At 72.0% G+C, this 19,401-nt stretch carries 17 protein-coding genes; 5 read left to right on the forward strand and 12 right to left on the reverse strand.

Going from position 1 to position 19,401, the window contains the following annotated elements; all coding sequences use genetic code 11:
- Positions 1-374 precede the first annotated feature (374 nt).
- Genes proC through ACIBUY_RS12510 form a run of 6 tightly spaced genes read right to left on the reverse strand, consistent with a single transcriptional unit; the run spans position 375 to position 4,578 of the window.
- Positions 375-1,208, reverse strand: coding sequence for a pyrroline-5-carboxylate reductase (proC, locus tag ACIBUY_RS12485; protein ID WP_365567450.1), 834 nt, complete (start codon positions 1,206-1,208; stop codon positions 375-377).
- Positions 1,209-1,268: 60 nt separating this feature from the next.
- On the reverse strand, positions 1,269-2,006 hold the full coding sequence (locus tag ACIBUY_RS12490) for an ABC transporter permease (protein ID WP_365567452.1): 738 nt from the start codon (positions 2,004-2,006) through the stop codon (positions 1,269-1,271).
- Between the two features lie 34 nt (positions 2,007-2,040).
- The gene (locus ACIBUY_RS12495; RefSeq protein WP_399152537.1) at positions 2,041-2,865 is read right to left on the reverse strand and encodes an ABC transporter ATP-binding protein; all 825 of its coding nucleotides are present in this window, start codon (positions 2,863-2,865) and stop codon (positions 2,041-2,043) included.
- A 35-nt stretch (positions 2,866-2,900) separates the two neighbouring features.
- Entirely contained in the window at positions 2,901-3,677 is a 777-nt protein-coding gene (locus tag ACIBUY_RS12500) for a class I SAM-dependent methyltransferase (protein WP_365567456.1), read from the reverse strand.
- A 42-nt stretch (positions 3,678-3,719) separates the two neighbouring features.
- Positions 3,720-4,241 carry an EamA/RhaT family transporter gene (locus ACIBUY_RS12505; RefSeq protein ID WP_365567458.1) on the reverse strand — a complete coding sequence of 174 codons (522 nt, stop codon included), beginning with the start codon at positions 4,239-4,241 and terminating at the stop codon, positions 3,720-3,722.
- A gap of 55 nt (positions 4,242-4,296) precedes the next feature.
- Positions 4,297-4,578: an SH3 domain-containing protein gene (locus tag ACIBUY_RS12510; protein ID WP_365567460.1), complete on the reverse strand. Its 282-nt coding sequence runs from the start codon at positions 4,576-4,578 to the stop codon at positions 4,297-4,299.
- A 186-nt stretch (positions 4,579-4,764) separates the two neighbouring features.
- Here ACIBUY_RS12510 and ACIBUY_RS12515 point away from each other — a divergent pair, with 186 nt between their 5' ends.
- The gene (locus tag ACIBUY_RS12515; RefSeq protein WP_399152538.1) at positions 4,765-6,957 is read left to right on the forward strand and encodes a serine/threonine-protein kinase; all 2,193 of its coding nucleotides are present in this window, start codon (positions 4,765-4,767) and stop codon (positions 6,955-6,957) included.
- A gap of 21 nt (positions 6,958-6,978) precedes the next feature.
- Here ACIBUY_RS12515 and ilvD read toward each other — a convergent pair whose 3' ends face one another.
- The 4 genes from ilvD to ACIBUY_RS12535 form a co-directional block, all read right to left on the reverse strand.
- On the reverse strand, positions 6,979-8,832 hold the full coding sequence (gene ilvD / locus ACIBUY_RS12520) for a dihydroxy-acid dehydratase (RefSeq protein WP_365567464.1): 1,854 nt from the start codon (positions 8,830-8,832) through the stop codon (positions 6,979-6,981).
- Between the two features lie 131 nt (positions 8,833-8,963).
- On the reverse strand, positions 8,964-9,584 hold the full coding sequence (locus ACIBUY_RS12525; protein WP_365567466.1) for a TetR family transcriptional regulator: 621 nt from the start codon (positions 9,582-9,584) through the stop codon (positions 8,964-8,966).
- On the reverse strand, positions 9,581-10,405 hold the full coding sequence (locus tag ACIBUY_RS12530) for a sugar phosphate isomerase/epimerase (protein ID WP_365567468.1): 825 nt from the start codon (positions 10,403-10,405) through the stop codon (positions 9,581-9,583). The genes ACIBUY_RS12525 and ACIBUY_RS12530 overlap by 4 nt, the downstream gene beginning before the upstream one ends.
- Positions 10,406-11,202: 797 nt before the next feature.
- Positions 11,203-12,135: a Ppx/GppA phosphatase family protein gene (locus tag ACIBUY_RS12535; protein ID WP_365567470.1), complete on the reverse strand. Its 933-nt coding sequence runs from the start codon at positions 12,133-12,135 to the stop codon at positions 11,203-11,205.
- 92 nt (positions 12,136-12,227) lie between these two features.
- On the opposite strand from ACIBUY_RS12535, the gene ACIBUY_RS12540 reads away from it, so the two are divergent.
- Entirely contained in the window at positions 12,228-13,145 is a 918-nt protein-coding gene (locus tag ACIBUY_RS12540; protein ID WP_399152539.1) for a hypothetical protein, read from the forward strand.
- Positions 13,146-13,160: 15 nt separating this feature from the next.
- Here the strand turns inward: ACIBUY_RS12540 and ACIBUY_RS12545 are convergent, their stop codons facing one another.
- Positions 13,161-14,888, reverse strand: coding sequence for a hypothetical protein (locus tag ACIBUY_RS12545; protein WP_399152540.1), 1,728 nt, complete (start codon positions 14,886-14,888; stop codon positions 13,161-13,163).
- Between the two features lie 186 nt (positions 14,889-15,074).
- Between ACIBUY_RS12545 and radA the strand changes: the two genes are divergently transcribed.
- Both radA and disA read left to right on the forward strand, forming a co-directional pair.
- A complete protein-coding gene (radA, locus tag ACIBUY_RS12550; protein ID WP_365567476.1) occupies positions 15,075-16,484 on the forward strand; it encodes a DNA repair protein RadA in 1,410 nt (469 codons plus the stop codon).
- Positions 16,485-16,567: 83 nt separating this feature from the next.
- On the forward strand, positions 16,568-17,692 hold the full coding sequence (disA, locus tag ACIBUY_RS12555; RefSeq protein ID WP_365567478.1) for a DNA integrity scanning diadenylate cyclase DisA: 1,125 nt from the start codon (positions 16,568-16,570) through the stop codon (positions 17,690-17,692).
- A gap of 65 nt (positions 17,693-17,757) precedes the next feature.
- Here the strand turns inward: disA and ACIBUY_RS12560 are convergent, their stop codons facing one another.
- Positions 17,758-18,558 (reverse strand): hypothetical protein, encoded by an 801-nt coding sequence (locus ACIBUY_RS12560; RefSeq protein WP_399152541.1) that lies wholly within the window; start codon positions 18,556-18,558, stop codon positions 17,758-17,760.
- A gap of 207 nt (positions 18,559-18,765) precedes the next feature.
- On the opposite strand from ACIBUY_RS12560, the gene ACIBUY_RS12565 reads away from it, so the two are divergent.
- Entirely contained in the window at positions 18,766-19,395 is a 630-nt protein-coding gene (locus ACIBUY_RS12565; protein ID WP_365567482.1) for a phosphatase PAP2 family protein, read from the forward strand.
- Positions 19,396-19,401 lie beyond the last annotated feature (6 nt).

The raw sequence follows: 19,401 nt of genomic DNA on the forward strand, positions 1-19,401 counted from the left end.
CTCGGGGTCTTGCTTCGCTTTCCGGCCTTTCGGCTTTCCGGCGAGTCCGACTCTATCAGATCCTTTCGGGCCTGATTCCCAGTCAGGGGGCTTTGTCTTCCCGGCTGTTGGGCCGTTCCGACGAGTGAGACGTTAGCGGATTCCTGGCCCCCGACCTAATCGGGGTCCCGCTCTTTCGAACGTGGATTCCTCATTTCGCAAAAGCGCGCGCAAACGGCATGACGACAGATGTGCATAAGCCGTCAGGCGATTGAGTGGTCTTGCGGAATGGCTGTCCGGGGACCGACCGGGGTCGGCGCTCACGCCGGACAACTCGGAGAACACTACGGATCAGCCCGGTGCGTGTCAACTTCAGCCCCGGGCCGTGCGGCGGGTCAGCTGTTGTTGCCGGAGGCCAGTTCGCGGCTGCGGTCGCGGGCCGCTTCGAGGGCGGCGATGAGGGCGGCGCGGACGCCGTGGTTCTCGAGCTCCCGGATGGCGTTGATGGTCGTACCCGCGGGGGACGTGACGTTCTCGCGGAGCTTGACCGGGTGTTCGCCGCTGTCGCGGAGCATCGTGGCCGCGCCGATGGCGGACTGGACGATGAGGTCGTGGGCCTTGTCGCGGGGCAGGCCGAGCAGGATGCCGGCGTCCGTCATCGCTTCGACCAGGTAGAAGAAGTAGGCGGGACCCGAGCCGGACAGGGCCGTGCAGGCGTCCTGCTGGGACTCCGGGACGCGGAGCGTCTTGCCGACCGAGCCGAAGATCTCCTCGGCGTGGGTGAGGTGGGCCGCCGTGGCGTGGGTGCCTGCCGAGATGACGGACATCGCCTCGTCGACCAGGGCGGGCGTGTTCGTCATGACGCGGACCACGGGGGTGCCCGGTGCCAGCTTCTCCTCGAAGAAGGTGGTCGGGATGCCGGCCGCGCCGCTGATGATCAGGCGGCCGGCCGGGACGTGCGGGGCCAGTTCCGTGAGGAGCGTGCCCATGTCCTGGGGCTTGACCGTGAGGATCAGGGTGTCCGCCTGCTTGGCCGCCTCCTGGTTCGTCACCGGGGTGACGCCGTAGCGGGTGCGGAGTTCCTCGGCGCGCTCCGGGCGGCGGGTCGTGACCATGAGGTCCGCCGGGGCCCAGCCGCCGCGGATCATTCCGCTGAGCAGGGCTTCACCGATCTTGCCCGTGCCGAGGACGGCGACCTTGTGGCGCGATTGCTGGCTCGTCTGGCTCATGGAGGCATCCTCGCACCGGGTCGGCCCCGCCCCGCCGGGGTGTCCGCCGGTCGGACGGGGTCAGGCCGTGCGGCGACGCAGGGTGGCCGCTCCCAGGGCCAGGACGAGGACGGCGCAGCCCGCGACGATCAGGGCGTCGCGGAGGTAGGTCGCGGTGAGGTCCGTGTGGCGTAGGACCTGGTTCATGCCGTCGACCGCGTAGGACATGGGGAGGACGTTCGAGATCGCCTCCAGGACGGGCTGCATCTTGTCGCGGGCGGTGAACAGGCCGCACAGCAGGAGCTGGGGGAAGATCACCGCCGGCATGAACTGGACCGCCTGGAACTCGGATGCCGCGAAGGCCGAGACGAAGAGGCCGAGGGCCGTGCCGAGCAGGGCGTCGAGGAGCGCCACCAGGAGGAGGAGCCAGGCGGAGCCCGTGACGTGCAGGTCGAGGACCCAGAGTGCGAGGCCCGTGGCCAGGGCCGACTGGATGACGGCGAGCACGCCGAAGGCCAGGGCGTAGCCCGCGATCAGGTCGGCCTTGGCGAGGGGCATCGCGAGGAGGCGTTCCAGGGTGCCGCTGGTGCGTTCGCGCAGGGTGGCGATCGAGGTCACCAGGAACATCGTGATCAGCGGGAAGATGCCGAGGAGCGAGGCGCCGATGGAGTCGAAGGTCTGCGGGCTGCCGTCGAAGACGTAGCGCAGGAGGAGCAGCATCACGCAGGGGACCAGGAGCATGAGCGCGATCGAGCGCGGGTCGTGGCGGAGCTGGCGCAGGACGCGGGTCGCGGTGGCGGTGGTGCGGTGGGTGTTCATGGCGGTCGGTCCGTCCCGTCGGGCTCGTCGGACTTCAGTGGGTGGCGTTCGCCGCGTCCACGAGGTGGAGGAAGGCGCCTTCGACCGTGGGCGAGCCGGTGCTGTCGCGCAGGGCGTCGGGGGTGTCGTCGGCCAGCAGTTCGCCCTCGCGCATGAGGAGCAGGCGGTGGCAGCGCTCGGCCTCGTCCATGACGTGGGAGGAGATTAGGAGGGTGGTGCCGCGGGTGGTGGCGAGGTCGTGGAAGAGGTTCCACAGGTCTCGGCGCAGGACCGGGTCGAGGCCGACGGTGGGTTCGTCGAGGACGAGGAGTTCGGGGGTGCCGAGGAGGGCGACGGCGAGGGAGACGCGGCCGAGTTGGCCGCCGGAGAGGTTTCCGGCGAGGGCGTCGGCGTGGGATGCGAGGTCTACGTCGGTGAGGACGCGGTCGACGTCCGTGCGGCGGCGCTCGGCCGCGGCGCGTCCCGGGTCGAGGATCGCAGCGAAGTAGTCGATGTTCTGACGCACCGTCAGGTCGAGGTAGACGGACGGGGCTTGGGTGACGTAGCCGACGCGGGAGCGCAGGGACGGGTGACCCGCGGGGCGGCCGAGCACCTGGAGGGTGCCGGTGACCTTGGCCTGGGTGCCGACGAGGGCGCGCATCAGGGTCGACTTGCCGCAGCCGGACGGGCCCAGCAGGCCGGTGATCCGGCCGCGCGGGACGGTGAAGTCCAGGCCGCGCAGGACGGCGCGCGGGCCTCGGACGACGGTGAGGCCCGCGGCGTGGACGGCGGGACCAGTAGTGACGGGTCCCGTGGCGGCAGGTCCGGTGGTGACGGGTTCCCTGGCGGATTCTTCAGGAGAGCCCGAGGTTTTATTCATCACATGATGAATATTGCTCCCGGGGGCAGGACCCGTCAAGGGCGTCGGACCACCGTGAGGTGCACGGCGTACGCGTCCTCGACCATGCCGTCGGGGAAGTGGCGCAGCAGGTGGGCTCGCTCGTCCTCCAGGACCGGCTTCGACGCGTCGGGGCCCATCACGACGAAGTAGGAGCGGCTGGCGAGGTGGGCCAGGTGCTGGTCGACGGTGATGCGGCGGGTCCAGTGCAGCGTGCGGAAGGCGGGCACGGGCGCCGAGGTGAGGCCGAGCTCGGTGATGATGCGGGAGGCGTCGGCGGATATGCCGTGGCGGTGGTAGCCGGGCAGGCGGTCCTGGAGGCGGGCCTCCTGGGCGGAGGTCCAGTCGACGTCCGGGTCGGGCACGTTCCACCACAGGGCCAGGGCGCCGCCGGGCCGCAGGACGCGCAGCGCCTCGGGGACCGAGCGGGCCGGGTCCGTCCAGTGCCAGGACTGGGCGTACGTGACGAGGTCGGCGGTGGCGTCGGCGAGCGGGAGCGCGTCGCCGAGGGCACGCAGGAGGGGGACGTCGGGCAGGTCACGGCGGAGCTGGGCGCCCATGCCGGGGCCCGGTTCGACGGCGATGACGTCGGCGCCGCGCTCGCGCAGCAGGCGGGTGGCGATGCCGGTGCCCGCGCCGACGTCGACGGTGCGGGCGCCCTGGAGCGGCAGGCCCGCCAGTTCCTCGACGGCGTCGAAGAGCGCGGGCGGGTAGCTGGGCCGGGCCGTGGCGTACTCGGCGGCGACCGAGTCGAAGGAGAGGGCGAAGTCGGCGCCCCGGGGATCGTCCGTCATGGCCCCATCCTGACCGGGGCGGGACCGGCTGTCAGGGGGCCGTCAGGCCTTGCGCTTCTTCTTGGCCGCGGCCTTCTTCGACGGGTTGCCCGTGCGCCGGGTGGTGCGCCGCTCGTACTGCTCGACCGCGGTCTCGTACTCCTTCCTGCGGAGCTTCTCGCCCGGGGCCTCCGTCAGGCAGCGCAGCGCGTACGCGACCAGGACGCCGACGAAGCCGATGGCGAGGAAGCCGCGCAGGGACGCCTGGCGCTCCGGGTCGGGGCGCTCGGAGAAGCCCGACAGGGTGCGGCTGAAGGCGAAGGCGCTGCACACGGCGAACATGACGACGACCAGGACGTTCACGAACGAGCCGACGTCCGCGATCGCCAGGCCCTGGTACGCGAAGCGCAGCACGAAGCAGCCCGCCGCGGCGGCGACGAGCGCGCCGATGCCGACGCCGACGCGGCGCAGCGCGTAGTTCCCGCTGTGGTCCAGCCAGGTCGTCCCGAAGAAACGGATCTCTTCGGGGCGGGGGCCGGGGGCGGGCGTGGTGCTGGGGGTGCCGGTGCCGGTTTCGTCGCTCACCCTTCGATTATCACCGGGGCGGGCGGTGTCCTCGGGCAGGCGGGCTCGGGCGGGCTCAGGAGCAGCGGGGTGCGACGTAGCCGTCACTGCCCGTCTTCACGTACGCGTCCGAGATGTACTCGCCCGCGCCGATGCAGTCCCAGATCTTCGTGGTGCCGTACGGGCCGGTGACCGTCTCGCCCGGCTTCTGGCAGCCGATCGTGACGCGCGCGCCCAGGGGCAGCTTGCGGATCAGGCGGTACTGGGTGCCGGGGCCGCTGCGTACGTTCACGTTGTAGCCGGGGGCGACCGGGTACGTGGTCGCTGCCGTGCTCGTTGCTATGCCATCTGCGTTCATGTGGTGGGCTCCCCCGTCGAACGGGGCCTCGTTCAGCGTTCGTTGAGGTCCCGTTGAAATCACTGTGCTCAGCTTGGCCGAGCCGGTTCGCGTTCGGCTCGGAGGCTAGCAAGCCTCGCCTGTCTCGTACGAACCATCGACTAGGCTCCGTGCTTCGCGCGTGCACAGAGATCCACGGGGGTGGACATGCCGTCTCGGCCAAGGAGCGGACCCGGTGCGGAAGCGGAACTTCCGGAGTATGCCGGGCACTATCGGCTCGAGGAACGTCTGGGCGCGGGCGGCATGGGAGTCGTCCATCTGGCACGGTCGGCGGCGGGGCTGCCCCTCGCGGTGAAGGTGGTGCACGCCGAGTTCGCGCGGGACCCCGAGTTCCGGGGGCGGTTCCGGCAGGAGGTGGCGGCCGCGCGGCGGGTCAGCGGGGCCTTCACGGCGCCCGTCGTGGACGCCGACCCGGATGCCGAACGGCCCTGGATGGCCACGCTGTTCATCCCGGGACTCACCCTCGCCGACCACGTCAAGCGGAACGGGCCGCTGACGCCCGCACAGCTGCGGCACCTCACGGCGGGGCTCGCCGAGGCGCTGCGGGACATCCATCGCGCCGGGGTCGTGCACCGCGACCTGAAGCCGAGCAACGTACTGCTCGCCGAGGACAGCGCGAAGGTGATCGACTTCGGGATCTCGCGGCCGAAGGACAGTGAACTGCGCACGGAGACCGGCAAGTTGATCGGTACGCCGCCGTTCATGGCACCGGAGCAGTTCCGTCGCCCGCGCGAAGTCGGCCCGGCCGCCGACGTGTTCGCGCTCGGCTCGGTCCTGGTGCACGCGGCGACCGGGCGCGGGCCCTTCGACTCCGACAGCCCGTACCTGGTCGCGTACCAGGTCGTGCACGACGAGCCCGATGTGACCGGGGTGCCCGGCGAGCTGGCTCCGCTGGTGCTGCGCTGTCTGGCCAAGGAGCCGGAGGACCGGCCGACGCCCGACGAGTTGATGGCCGAGGTGCGCCGGATGGCGGGGCGCTACGACACGCAGGCGTTCGACGCCACGACGTCCGGGGCGTTCATACCTGCGCAGCGGGAGCCGTCGGAGCCGTTGTGGGAGGCGTCCAAGTCCGCGGGTGTGCCGGGTAGTTCAGTGAAGACGGAACCGGAACCGGAACCGGAAAGCGAACCCGAACCGGAACCGGTACGGTCCCGGATCCGCATCAGCCGTCGCGTCGCCGTCGCGCTCACCGGTGCCCTGGTCCTTGCCGGGGCGCTCGCGCTGACTCCGGTCCTGCTGCCGACCGCCGACGACAGCGCGGGCGGGCAGGAGACACCGGCCGCCGCGCCCGGCGCGTTCCACGCCTGGAACCGGCTGCTCGGTTCGGGGGCCGCGCCCGTGTGCTCGTACGGGAAGAAGGCCCTGCTCTGCACCGCGCCCGGGGTGCTCGCCGCGTCCGTCGATCCGCTGGACGGCACGGTGCTGTGGCTGCGCAAGGCGGCGGAGGGCACGGCAGGTGACGCACCCGCGCCCGCGCCGGTCCTGTCGGGCGGCCTGCTCCAGGTCGTCACGCCGGACAGCTCCCGTCTCCTCGCGCTCGACCCGGCGACGGGCAGGACGCGCTGGTCGATGGGGATCTCGGCGTACCAGGGGCAGGTGCAGCCGGTGGGTGACACCGTGCTGCTCGCCGCGCCCGACGGGACGGTGACCGCGGTCGACGGCGCGACGGGCGAGCAGCGCTGGCAGCGCCCGCTCCGACTGGACCAGCCGGCGCTCTCGTACGTGGGTGGGGACCTGGCCTACGCGACGACGGTGGCGGCGGACGGCGTGGACTCCGTGGTGACCGCGGTGGATCCGCGGACCGGCACGGTCCGCTGGCAGCAGCGGTCAGCAGGTTCGGTGACGCCGGTCGGGGTGACCGACGGGGTGCTGTGGTGCACGCGGCTCGACACGGAGAACCGGGCCGTGGCGCTGGTCGGGCACCGAGTGAAGGACGGAGCGGCCGCACGGCGCGTACCGCTCCAACTGCCGCTGTCCGATGCAGCAGTGACGGTACGTCAGGGCAAGGCCTATCTGCTGGCCGCGGGCGGGGCCCTGGTGGCGCAGGATCTGGTGTCGGGCAAGCAGGTGTGGCGTTCGGAGACGTCGGTGAGCCGGGGTTCGGCGCCCGCGGTCGACACGGGCGGCCGGGTCTACGTGACGTCCCCCGACGGCCGCCTCATCGCCACGGACCTGCGCACCGGCACGGCCCTCGGGCAGACCCGGCTGCGTCCGGCCGCCCGGCACGACCGGGTGGTGCCGGGACTGCCGGTGCCGGTCGTGGCCGACGGGCGGGTGTACGCGAGCGCGCCGGACGGGACGGTCTTCGGGGTGGACGGAAGCCACCCCGAAGACTGGTAGGCCCTTTGTCCGGAGGGTGGTTCAGCCGAGCTTCGAGACGTCGCGGACCGCGCCCTTGTCGGCGCTGGTGGCCATCGCCGCGTACGCACGCAGGGCCGCGGAGACCTTGCGCTGACGGTTCTTCGGCGCGTACACCCCGTCGAGAGCGTCGCGGCGGGCCGCCAACTCCTCGTCCGCGACGAGCAGTTCGATGGTGCGGTTCGGGATGTCGATGCGGATGCGGTCGCCGTCCTCGACGAGCGCGATCGTGCCGCCCGCGGCCGCCTCGGGCGAGGCGTGGCCGATGGACAGGCCCGAAGTGCCGCCGGAGAAACGGCCGTCGGTCACCAGCGCGCAGGCCTTCCCCAGACCCCGGCCCTTCAGGTACGAGGTCGGGTACAGCATCTCCTGCATGCCGGGGCCGCCCTTGGGGCCCTCGTAGCGGATGACGACGACGTCGCCCTCCTTGACCTGCTTGAGCAGGATCTTCTCGACGGCCTCCTCCTGCGACTCGCAGACGACGGCCGGGCCCTCGAAGGTCCAGATGGACTCGTCGACGCCGGCGGTCTTCACGACGCAGCCGTCCACCGCCAGGTTCCCCTTGAGGACCGCGAGGCCGCCGTCCTTGGAGTACGCGTGGGCGACGTCGCGGATGCAGCCGCCCGCCGCGTCCGTGTCGAGGGTGTCCCAGCGCTCGGAGGTGGAGAACGCCTCGGCGGAGCGGACGCAGCCGGGGGCCGCGTGCCACAGCTCGACGGCCTCGTCGCTGGCGCTGCCGCCGCGGATGTCCCAGGTGTCGAGCCACTCCTTGATCGAGCGGCTGTGGACGGTGTGCACGTCCTCGTTGAGCAGACCGCCGCGGTAGAGCTCGCCGAGGAGGGCCGGGATGCCGCCCGCGCGGTGCACGTCCTCCATGTAGTACGTGGTCGTGGGCGCCGCGTTCGGGGCGACCTTGGCCAGGCACGGGACGCGGCGCGAGACGGCGTCCATGTCGGTGAGGTCGTAGCCGACCTCGGCCTCCTGGGCGGCGGCGAGCAGGTGCAGGATCGTGTTCGTGGAGCCGCCCATGGAGATGTCGAGCGCCATCGCGTTCTCGAACGCCGCGTGGGTGGCGATGCTGCGCGGCAGGACGGAGTCGTCGTCCTCGTCGTAGTACCGCTTGGTGAGCTCGACGACCGTCGCGCCCGCGCGCTCGTACAGGGCCTTGCGGGCGGTGTGCGTGGCGAGCACCGAGCCGTTGCCCGGCAGGGAGAGGCCGATGGCCTCGGTCAGGCAGTTCATCGAGTTGGCGGTGAACATGCCGGAACAGGAGCCGCAGGTCGGGCAGGCGTTCTCCTCGATACGGAGGATGTCCTCGTCCGAGATGTTCTCGTTCACCGCGTCACTGATCGCGTTGACCAGGTCGAGCTTGCGGACCGTGCCGTCGACGAGGGTGGCCTTGCCGGCCTCCATCGGGCCGCCGGAGACGAAGACCGTCGGGATGTTGAGGCGGAGCGCCGCCATCAGCATGCCGGGGGTGATCTTGTCGCAGTTCGAGATGCAGATGAGGGCGTCCGCGCAGTGGGCCTCGACCATGTACTCGACGGAGTCGGCGATCAGATCGCGGGACGGCAGGGAGTACAGCATGCCGCCGTGGCCCATCGCGATGCCGTCGTCCACGGCGATGGTGTTGAACTCGCGCGGGATGCCGCCCGCTTCGCGCACGGCGTCGCTGACGATGCGGCCGACGGGTGCCAGGTGCGTGTGGCCGGGGACGAACTCGGTGAAGGAGTTGGCGACGGCGATGATCGGCTTCCGGCCGATGTCCGCACCGGGTACACCGGAGGCGCGCATAAGGGCGCGTGCGCCCGCCATGTTGCGGCCGTGGGTGACTGTGCGGGACCTCAGCTCGGGCATCGTCGCTCGCTCCTTCGGGCAGTTCGGAATGACTGCGTAGGGCTGACTGCGTAGGTCGGTGAAGACCGTGTACGAGCGTACGCCGCGGCTCCAAGATCCGGACAGGGTGTCCGGATTGCGGGACGGCCGTCTCAGGTCCGGCCAGTCAGATGCCCCTGCACCACGGGCGCGATCCGGGAGATGACGTCCTCCGGCTCGGCCGATGCCAGGGGCTCCACCTTGATCACGTAGCGCAGCATGGCGGTGCCCACCAGCTGGGCCGCCGCCAGGCTGACCCGCAGGTCGGCCTCCGCGTCCGGCACGTCGAGGCGGCGGGCGACCCGGCCGAGCAACTGGGCGGTGATGAGCTTGCGGAAGACCGCGGCCGCCGCCTCGTTGTTGACCGCCGAGCGCACGATGGCGAGCAGCGGGGCGCGGGTCGCCGGGTTCTCCCAGATGCCGAAGATGAACCGGGTCAGGCGCTCCCCCACGTCGTCCAGCGGGCCGTCCTCGACCGCGGCGGGAGCATCGAGCGCGGGCGCGAACGCCACCTCGATCGACGCGGCGAACACCTGCTCCTTGGTCCCGAAGTAGTGGTGCACCAGGGCGGAGTCGACCCCGGCGGCCTTGGCGATGCCGCGCACCGAGGTCTTCTCGTAGCCGCGCTCGGCGAACTCCACCCGCGCCGCGGCGAGGATGCGGTCCCGGGTGCCGGGGCCGTCCGCGTGCTCCGCCCGGGCGGGGCGGCCGCGCCGTCGTACGGGCTCGCTCATGAACGCGGGACCCGGACCGCCGAGGCGAGATGCAGGCGGGTGAAGGCGAGGGCCTCGGCGAGATCGGCCTCGCGTTCTGCGCTGGACATGGCGCGGCGTGTGTTGACCTCGATGACGACGTGGCCGTCGAACCCGCTGGTGGCGAGGCGCTCCAGCAACTCGGCGCAGGGCTGGGTGCCGCGCCCGGGGACCAGGTGCTCGTCCTTGTTCGACCCGTTCCCGTCGGCGAGGTGGACGTGACCGAGGCGGTCGCCCATCCGGTCGATCATCTGCATCGCGTCGGTCCTGGCCGTCGCGGTGTGGCTGAGATCGACCGTGAAGTGCCGGTAGTCGTCCTTCGTGACGTCCCAGTCGGGGGCGTACGCGAGCATCTCCCGGTCCCGGTAGCGCCACGGGTACATGTTCTCCACGGCGAACCGCACATCCGTCTCGTCCGCCATGCGCCAGATGCCGCTGACGAAGTCCCGGGCGTACTGGCGCTGCCAGCGGAAGGGGGGATGGACGACCACGGTCGACGCCCCGAGTTTCTCCGCCGCGGCTCGCGCGCGCTGCAGCTTCACCCAGGGGTCGGTCGACCAGACCCGCTGCGTGATCAGCAGACACGGCGCGTGTACGGCCAGGATCGGGATCTGGTGGTAGTCGCTGAGCCGGCGCAGCGCCTCGATGTCCTGGCTGACGGGGTCGGTCCACACCATGACCTCTACGCCGTCGTAACCCAGGCGCGCGGCGATCTCGAAGGCCGTTGCTGTCGACTCCGGGTACACGGAGGCCGTGGACAGGGCGACCTTCGCATCCGGGATGCGCACCACTGGTTCTGCCACGGACACAGAGTACGGTCCCTCGCGCGACCACGGGGAGGTGGTCCCTGGGGGCCTCGGAGGCTTGGCCGGAACGCGGTGTCGGTTCGACCGGGGTGGGGGCGGCCCCCTGTTTGAACGGTCACCCGGAGTTCGAGTCTTCGACCGGGGTCGGGACGGGGCCCTTGTTTGAACGGTTGCCCGGCGCTTGTGTCTCCGACCGGGGTCGGGCTGGGCCCCTGTTTGAACGGTTGCCCGGCGCTTGTGTCTCCGACCGGGGTCGGGCTGGGCCCTTGTTGTATCGCGCACCCGGCGCTCGGGGGCCGCCTTGCCCACCCTGCCGCCCCAGGCGGCAGACTGCCCAAGGCGGGGGCGGGGGTGACCGGATACCCAGAGGCGGGGGCGCCCCGCAGCCGAAGGCGGGGCGGGCGCAGCCCGGACCGGTGGTGCGGCCCCACCGGGGGTCAGACGCTCGACGACGGGAGGGGACGTGTCGGGGTGCCCCCGCAGGACACCGCAGGCACCCAACCCGGGACGCCGCGCCGTAGGCGCACGAGCAGCAGTAACCGGAGCCCGGCCGAGGAGGTACCCCGACACGGCCCCGCCCCACGATCCCAGCGACGGCGCACCGAACCCGGCCGGATATCAGCAGCCCGGCCCCGCCCCACCATCAGACCGGCAGCGCAACGAACCCGGCCGGGTATCAGCAGCCCAACCCCGCCCCACCATCAGACCGGCAGCGCATCGAACCCGGCCGGGTATCAGCAGTCAACCCCCCGGCCCCACCACCAGAGCAACAGCCCACCGACCCAGCCAGGACCTCACACCCCCGGCAAGTGATCGAGTCGGCGCAGAATCACGCCCTCCCGCAGGGCCCAGGGACAGACCTCCAGCGTCTCAACCCCGAACAGGTCCATCGCCCCCTCCGCGACGAGCGCCCCCGCCAGGAGCTGCCCCGCCCGCCCCTCGGAGACCCCGGGAAGCTCGGCCCGCTCCGCGACCGTCATCGCCGCCAGCCTCGGCACCCAGTCCTCCAACGACTTCCGCTTCAACTCCCTCTGGACATAAAGCCCTTCGGTCGAGCGCGCCGCCCCGGCCAACCGCGCCAACTGCTTGAACGTCTTCGACGTAGCCACCACATGGTCGGGCGCCCCGAACCGGCTGAACTCCCCCACCGTCCGCGCGATCTGCGCCCGCACATGCCGCCGCAACGCCCGCACATCCTCCGGCTCCGCCGGATCCGCGGGCAGCCACGCGGCCGTCAACCGCCCGGCCCCGAGCGGCAGCGACACCGCCGCGTCGGGCTCCTCGTCGATCCCGTACGCGATCTCCAGCGAGCCGCCACCGATGTCGAGCACCAGCAACTTGCCCGCGGACCAGCCGAACCAGCGCCGCGCCGCGAGGAACGTGAGCCGCGCCTCCTCCGCCCCGCTCAGCACCCGCAGCTCGACCCCGGTCTCGGCCTTCACCCGGGCCAGCACCTCGTCCGCGTTGCTCGCCTCCCGCACGGCGGACGTGGCGAACGGCAGCAGATCCTCGACCCCCTTGTCCTCGGCGGCCTCCAGGGCACCCCGAACCGTGCCGACCAGCCGCTCGACGCCCTCGGGCCCGATCGCCCCGCGCTCGTCGAGGAGTTGGGCGAGTCGCAGCTCGGCCTTGTGCGAGTGCGCGGGCAGCGGACGGGCACCCCTGTGCGCGTCCACCACGAGCAGATGAACCGTATTCGAACCCACGTCGAGGACACCGAGTCTCATATAGGGAACGCTACTGCGCCCACGCGACCGCCTCTGCGCCGAGAGGGCAGCGGGAGTCCTCCCGGGAGCCGCGACGCCCGTACTCTGGAGCCGTGCCAAAGACGAAAAAGGCCAAGGCCGACAAGAGCGACAAGAAGTCCAAGTCGGCAAAGCAGACGAAGCAGGCAAAGCAGAAGCAGACGAACCAGCAGACTCAGCAAACGCAGCAGAAGCAGCAGGCGCAGCAGGCGCAACAGTCACGGCCGCCGTCCTCGGACGAGAAGGGGATCGATTTCCCGCGCGCCTGGGTCGAGTTCCCGGATCCGGCGGACGACGAGCAGGTCTTCCGCTGCGATCTGACCTGGCTGACCTCTCGCTGGACCTGCATCTTCGGCAGCGGCTGCCAGGGCATCCAGGCGGGCCGCGCGGACGACGGCTGCTGCACGCTCGGGGCGCACTTCTCGGACGAGGACGACGAGAAGCGCGTAGCCGGATACGTCGCGCGGCTGACTCCCGACATCTGGCAGCACCACGACGTCGGTACGGAGACCGGCTGGGTGTCGAAGGACGAGGACGGGGAGCGCCAGACCCGCCCGTACAACGGCTCGTGCATCTTCCAGAACCGCCCCGGCTTCAAGGGCGGCGCGGGCTGCTCGCTCCACATCCTCGCGATCAAGGAAGGCCGGGAGCCGCTGGAGACCAAGCCGGACGTGTGCTGGCAGCTGCCGGTCCGGCGGACGTACGAGTGGATCGACCGCCCCGACGACACCCGCATCCTGCAGGTCTCGATCGGCGAGTACGACCGCAGGGGCTGGGGCCCCGGCGGCCACGACCTGCACTGGTGGTGCACGTCGGCGACCTCGGCGCACGGCGCGGGCGACCCGGTCTACGTCTCGTACCGCCCGGAGCTGACCGAGCTGATGGGTCAGGCCGGCTACGACAAGCTGGTCGAGCTGTGCGAGGAGCGCCTCGCCGCCCTGCCCAAGGGCCTGCCCCTCGTCGCCCCGCACCCGGCGGACCCGAACGTCTGAGAACACACCGACGGCTTACGGGGACTGCGGCGGCGACGTCGGGTCCCCGGACCCCGTCGAGTCCGAGGGCGCGGGCGTGGAGTCGCTCGGCGTCGGTTCGGGCTCGGACGTCGAGGGGTCGGGGTCCGTAGGGGTGGCCGGATCGCTCGGGCCGGTACTCGGATCGGTCGGCGTAGAGGGCGCGGAGGGCGCGGAGTCGGACGGCGTCGGATCCGGATCGGGGCCGCCCGTACCAGGCCCGGGGCCGGGATGGCCATGGCCCGAACTCCCGTACCCCTCAATGGAGATGACAGCACCGGACGGGTCGATGGCGACGCGCGCGCCCCAGTGCCCCTCCGGTTCGCGGTCGTGATCGACGTACACCTGGATCGTGAACGACTCACCGGGCTGCAGCGTTCCCGACGAGCTGCTCAGATACAGCCAGTCCGCTCCGGTGTACGCGGACCAGTGCACGGCCGAACTCCCGGACGCCGTCAGCGTGATGAGCGTCGTGTCGCCACTGGGCTGTGCCTCCACGGTGAGCCGGCCGGGGCCCGTCCCCGCGCGCGTGGGCGGCGAAATCACCTCTACGGAGACGTCGGGTGAGCGGCTGCCCGCCGTGAAGCGGGGGTCGGGGGTGGTGCTGGCGTTGCCTGCGTTCTCGTACGCGTCTCCCGCGTGCTCCCCGCTCATGCCGTCGGGGCCGCCCAGCTCGCCGGCGCTGATCGTGCGCCCGTCCGTGCCCTCTCCGGTGTGCGGCGCCCCCCTGTAGGCGGCCCACAGGGCGAGCACGGGGGCGGCGACCACGGTGGCGACCACCGTGGTCGTCACGGCACGCGCGCGCAGCCGGTCGCGCCGGGCCGCGCGGTCCTTGGGGTCCATCGGGAAGCCGCTCCGGTCGAAGCGCGGCGCGCCGGAGGGGTGCGGGGCGTGCATCGCGTGGTGCAGGGCCGGGCGCGGGGCCTCGACGAGGGGCAGCGCGGCGGGCGTCACGGAGGTGCCGGGCCAGGCGCCGGGGACGGCGCGCTCGGCGGTGCGCCGGCAGCGCGGGCAGTCGTCGACGTGCCGGACGAGCTCACGGCGCAGGGCGGCGGACAGGAGCAGCTGGTTGTCGCCGGTGAGCCGGTTGACGGCGGGGCAGGTGCCGGTCTCGACGACGGCCAGGGCCGCGCGCGTGCGCTCGACCTCGCAGGCCGCGGCCGACAGCAGTTCGCGCGTGATGCCGGGGTCGGTGCCGAGGACGGCGGCGACCTCGCGCGCGGGGAGCTGGTGCCGCACGGCCAGTTCGAGCGCCTCGCGCTGCTCGGGGGTGGTGCCGGCGGCCTCCGGCCAGGCGAGCAGGGCGAGTTGGCGGCGGCGCTCCTCCTTGAGCAGCGCGTCCTCGGAGGCGGGGCTCGGCGCGGGCTCGGGGGCGCTCCTGCCGGTGGCGTGCGCCCCCTGCCGCCTGCGCTTGGCCTCGGCCAGGCGGCGCAGACAGGACCAGCGGGCGAGCGCGTACAGCCAGGCCCTGCGGTCCCCTTCGGCGTCGGGGGCGCGCGAGCCGCGGCGCTCGGCGAGGGCGAGGGCGTCACCGAGAGCGGCGGTCGCCTCCTCGTGGTCGCAGAGCACCGAGAGGCAGTACGTGAACAGGCCGTCCAGATACGGCTCGTAGCGAGCGGGCGGGCGCTGCGGCACAGCGCGCGGTACCGACCGCCTCGCCCCGGCGCGGTGCGCCCGGTGTGCGCCGGTGGTGTGCGTGGGGGATTCCGGCCTGCTGCTCATCACCCGTGCGACCGTAGGCGGCGGGCATGGGCCCCTTCCGCCCCCTTGAGCACTTTTAATCCTTACGGGTGAAACGATCCCTCAAAAGGGGACAGGAACCTCATATTCCGTGGCCAGTGCGGCTACGCGGGGCGACCGTCGGCGATCGCGCCGCCTGGATTGTCAGTGGCGGCGGTTACGGTTCCGTCCATGGCTGCCCGCACGAAATCCGCGAAGGACCGTCCGTCGTACCGCTGCACGGAGTGCGGCTGGCAGACGGCCAAGTGGCTGGGCCGCTGCGCCGAGTGCCAGGCGTGGGGGACGATCGAGGAGTACGGCGCGCCCGCGGTGCGCACGACGGCCCCCGGCCGCGTCACGACGTCCGCCGTGCCCATCGGCGAGGTCGACGGCAGACAGGCCACGGCCCGCTCCACCGGCGTGCCCGAGCTGGACCGCGTGCTCGGCGGCGGCCTCGTCCCCGGCGCGGTGGTGCTGCTCGCGGGCGAGCCCGGCGTCGGCAAGTCCACGCTGCTGCTCGACGTCGCCGCCAAGTCGGCGAGCGAGGAGCACAAGACGCTGTACGTGACGGGCGAGGAGTCGGCGTCCCAGGTGCGGCTGCGCGCGGACCGCATCCACGCCATCGACGACCACCTGTACCTGGCGGCCGAGACCGATCTCTCCGCCGTTCTCGGGCACTTGGACGCGGTGAAGCCGTCGTTGCTGATCATGGACTCCGTCCAGACGGTCGCCTCTCCGGAGATCGACGGGGCGCCCGGCGGCATGGCCCAGGTCCGCGAGGTGGCCGGGGCCCTCATCCGCGCCTCCAAGGAGCGCGGCATGTCCACCCTCCTCGTGGGCCACGTCACCAAGGAGGGCACGATCGCGGGCCCGCGCCTCCTGGAGCACCTGGTCGACGTCGTCCTGAACTTCGAGGGCGACCGCCACGCGCGCCTGCGCCTGGTCCGCGGCGTGAAGAACCGGTACGGGACGACGGACGAGGTCGGCTGCTTCGAGCTGCACGACGAGGGCATCACGGGCCTGGCCGACCCGAGCGGCCTGTTCCTGACCCGGCGCGACGAGCCGGTGCCCGGCACGTGTCTGACGGTGACCCTGGAGGGCCGCCGCCCGCTCGTCGCCGAGGTGCAGGCCCTCACCGTCGACTCGCAGATCCCCTCCCCCCGGCGCACCACCTCGGGCCTGGAGACCTCCCGCGTCTCGATGATGCTGGCCGTGCTCGAACAGCGCGGCAGGATCAGCGCGTTGGGCAAGCGGGACATCTACTCGGCGACGGTCGGCGGCGTGAAGCTCTCCGAGCCGGCCGCGGACCTCGCCATCGCGCTGGCCCTGGCGAGCGCGGCGAGCGACACCCCGCTGCCGAAGAACCTGGTGGCGATCGGAGAAGTAGGCCTCGCGGGCGAGGTCAGACGGGTCACGGGCGTCCAGCGCCGGCTCGCCGAGGCGCACCGGCTCGGGTTCACGCACGCCCTGGTCCCGGGCGACCCCGGCAAGATCCCGCCCGGTATGAAGGTCCTGGAAGTCGCCGATATAGGGGACGCGCTGCGGGTGCTGCCGAAGAGCCGTCGCCGAGAGGCCCCACGGGAGACGGAGGAGCGCCGGTAGACTTTGCCCTGGTCTCGCCCGTGCGTACGAACGCGACGGACTCCAGGGCGGCGCCTGAAGAGTCTGCGATCCGGAGGAGTGCAGTGGCAGCCAATGACCGGGCGGCAGCTCCCGGCAAGTCCTCGGGGAGCTCCGGTGCGGACGCGCTGATGCGCGCCGCACTGAGCGCGGTGGCGCCCGGTACCGGCCTGCGCGACGGCCTCGAGCGCATCCTCCGGGGGAACACGGGAGGGCTCATCGTCCTCGGCTCCGACAAGACGGTCGAGTCGATGTGCACGGGCGGCTTCGTCCTCGACGTCGAGTTCACGGCCACGCGCCTGCGCGAGCTGTGCAAGCTCGACGGCGGCATCGTCGTCTCGTCGAACCTGGACAAGATCCTGCGGGCCGGCGTCCAGCTGGTCCCGGACCCGACGATCCCCACCGAGGAGACCGGCACCCGCCACCGCACCGCGGACCGGGTCAGCAAGCAGGTCGGCTACCCCGTCGTCTCGGTCTCCCAGTCGATGCGCCTGATCGCCCTGTACGTGGACGGACAGCGCCGCGTCCTGGAGGACTCGGCGGCGATCCTGTCCCGTGCGAACCAGGCCCTGGCGACGCTCGAGCGGTACAAGCTCCGCCTCGACGAGGTCGCGGGCACGCTGTCGGCGTTGGAGATCGAGGACCTGGTCACGGTCCGCGACGTCACCGCGGTCGCGCAGCGCCTGGAAATGGTGCGCCGCATCGCCACCGAAATCGCCGAGTACGTCGTCGAGTTGGGCACGGACGGGCGGCTCCTGGCGCTGCAGCTGGACGAGTTGATCGCCGGCGTCGAGCCCGAGCGCGAGCTCGTCGTCCGGGACTACGTGCCCGAGCCCACGGCCAAGCGGTCCCGCACGGTCGACGAGGCGCTGGCCGAGCTGGACTCCCTCACCCACGCCGAACTGCTCGAACTGCCCATCGTGGCGCGGGCGTTGGGCTACACCGGCTCCCCCGAGGCACTGGACTCGGTGGTCTCCCCGCGCGGCTTCCGGCTGCTCGCGAAGGTCCCGCGGCTGCCCGGCGCGATCATCGACCGCCTGGTGGAGCACTTCGGCGGCCTGCAGAAGCTGCTCGCCGCGAGCGTGGACGACCTGCAGACGGTGGACGGGGTGGGCGAGGCGCGGGCGCGCAGCGTGCGCGAGGGCCTGTCACGACTGGCGGAGTCTTCGATCCTGGAGCGGTACGTCTAGACCCAGCAGATCCAGCAGATCCAGCCCGGGTGAGCCCGGCCCGGGCTCACCCCACTGGCCCGCCTCTAGTCCGCCTTGAGCACGAACGACGTCTGGGTCCCGGCCAGTTGGGCCCCCTTGACCTCGACCAGGTAGGTCCCCGGCCCCGCGGACCCCGCGGGCGGAGTCGCACACTGCGGAGCACTCGGCCTGCGGTCCCACGTCAGCGTGTGCGTGACCTTGCCGCCCGCGGGAACCCGGAGCAGCAGGCTGCCGGACCCGGCCGGGCAGTCCTCGGACGACCAGTACTTCGTGTCGCCGTCCGCCTTGGTGATCGTCACGACCGCGGTCTTCGCGCCGAGGTCGACCTTGCAGGTCTTGTCCGTCGTGTTCTTGACGGCCAGTTCGAACTGGGGCTTGTCCCCGGGCGCGTACGAGTTGTGCAGGCTGCGCACCGCGAGACTCACCCCGCCCGCCGTGCAGTCGGGCAGGCTCGAGCCCGCCGGGACCTGGTCGCCGGACGAGGTGCCGCTGCCGTCGCCCGCGTCGCCGCCCGCCGAGTCGTCGGAGCCGGATCCCGCGGAGTCGCCCGAGCCGTCGCCGGAACCGGAGGACGAGCCGTCACCCGATGCCGAACCGCCCGACTCGTCGCGCCCGCCCGGGTGTTCGCTGATCGCGGGGCCCGTGCCGGACGGACCCGGCGTGATGGCGTCGGTCGGATGCTTGCCGTTGGAGCCGTCGGCGCCGGGTTTCCCGCCGCCACCGCCCAAGTTGACGATCCATACGACCAGCAGTGCGAGGAGCGCGACGACGGACGCCAGAACGACCCTCCTACGCCAGTAGATGGAGGAGGGAAGCGGCCCGATCGGATTGCGCAGAGATCCCACGGCTCAAACCTTACGAGAGATCGGGCCGTTGTCCGGTCCCCACCCGCCGCCTCGCCCATCAAGTTTTCCGGATCATCATCACGCGCAGGCGTCGTGCAGTGGTCGCGCAGGGCGCGGGCGGCCCGTTGACCCCTGTCTTTCGTCAGGTGCGGGTCGCGACCATCGCGGGATGTGACGGCCCCCGGTGATTGCGTACTGTCCGTCACCATGGGAACCATCGACTCCGATCTCTATCGCGACATCACCGAATTCGCCCACGACACTCCTTCGTGGTTCCAGCACCTGATGGAGGTGTGGACGGAACTGGGGCTGCTGCTGTTCGCCGTGCTCTTCGTCGCCGCCTGGTGGCGGGCGCGGCGCGGCGACCCGCGGGCCCTCGCCGTCGCGGTGCTCGCGCCGCTGGCCACCGCGGTGGCGTACGTGTGCAGCGAGTTGATCAAATCGGGGATCGACGAGGAACGCCCCTGCCGGGCCGTCTCTGGCGCGCTGCCGTCACTGGTGGACTGCCCGGCCTACGGCGACTGGTCGTTCCCCAGCAACCACGCCACGATCGCCGCCGCGGCAGCCGTCGGGCTCGCGCTCGCCTGGCCGAAGATCGGCTGGTTCACCGTGCCGATGGCGATCCTGATGGCGTTCTCGCGCGTCTTCGTAGGCGTCCACTACCCGCACGACGTCGCCGTCGGCCTGCTGCTCGGCACGCTGGTCGCCCTCGTCGTCGTACGACTGTGTACGCGTCCGGGGGCGCGGGTCGCGGAGGCGATGCGGGGGTCGGGGAACGGGCTCGCGCGGTGGTTCGCGGGGCCCGGGCCGTCCGGGGGCGGGGCGCACCGGCGCTGAACGGGG

It is taken from the genome of Streptomyces sp. NPDC050085 (assembly GCF_044460595.1).
In the GTDB taxonomy this organism is placed as follows: domain Bacteria; phylum Actinomycetota; class Actinomycetes; order Streptomycetales; family Streptomycetaceae; genus Streptomyces.

Bases quoted from the DNA above. Each gene is read 5' to 3' on its own strand.
- proC (WP_365567450.1), bottom strand. From the start codon at position 1,208: ATGAGCCAGACGAGCCAGCAATCGCGCCACAAGGTCGCCGTCCTCGGC.
- ACIBUY_RS12490 (WP_365567452.1), bottom strand. From the start codon at position 2,006: ATGAACACCCACCGCACCACCGCCACCGCGACCCGCGTCCTGCGCCAG.
- ACIBUY_RS12495 (WP_399152537.1), bottom strand. From the start codon at position 2,865: ATGAATAAAACCTCGGGCTCTCCTGAAGAATCCGCCAGGGAACCCGTC.
- ACIBUY_RS12500 (WP_365567456.1), bottom strand. From the start codon at position 3,677: ATGACGGACGATCCCCGGGGCGCCGACTTCGCCCTCTCCTTCGACTCG.
- ACIBUY_RS12510 (WP_365567460.1), bottom strand. From the start codon at position 4,578: ATGAACGCAGATGGCATAGCAACGAGCACGGCAGCGACCACGTACCCG.
- ACIBUY_RS12515 (WP_399152538.1), top strand. From the start codon at position 4,765: ATGCCGTCTCGGCCAAGGAGCGGACCCGGTGCGGAAGCGGAACTTCCG.
- ilvD (WP_365567464.1), bottom strand. From the start codon at position 8,832: ATGCCCGAGCTGAGGTCCCGCACAGTCACCCACGGCCGCAACATGGCG.
- ACIBUY_RS12525 (WP_365567466.1), bottom strand. From the start codon at position 9,584: ATGAGCGAGCCCGTACGACGGCGCGGCCGCCCCGCCCGGGCGGAGCAC.
- ACIBUY_RS12535 (WP_365567470.1), bottom strand. From the start codon at position 12,135: ATGAGACTCGGTGTCCTCGACGTGGGTTCGAATACGGTTCATCTGCTC.
- radA (WP_365567476.1), top strand. From the start codon at position 15,075: ATGGCTGCCCGCACGAAATCCGCGAAGGACCGTCCGTCGTACCGCTGC.
- ACIBUY_RS12565 (WP_365567482.1), top strand. From the start codon at position 18,766: ATGGGAACCATCGACTCCGATCTCTATCGCGACATCACCGAATTCGCC.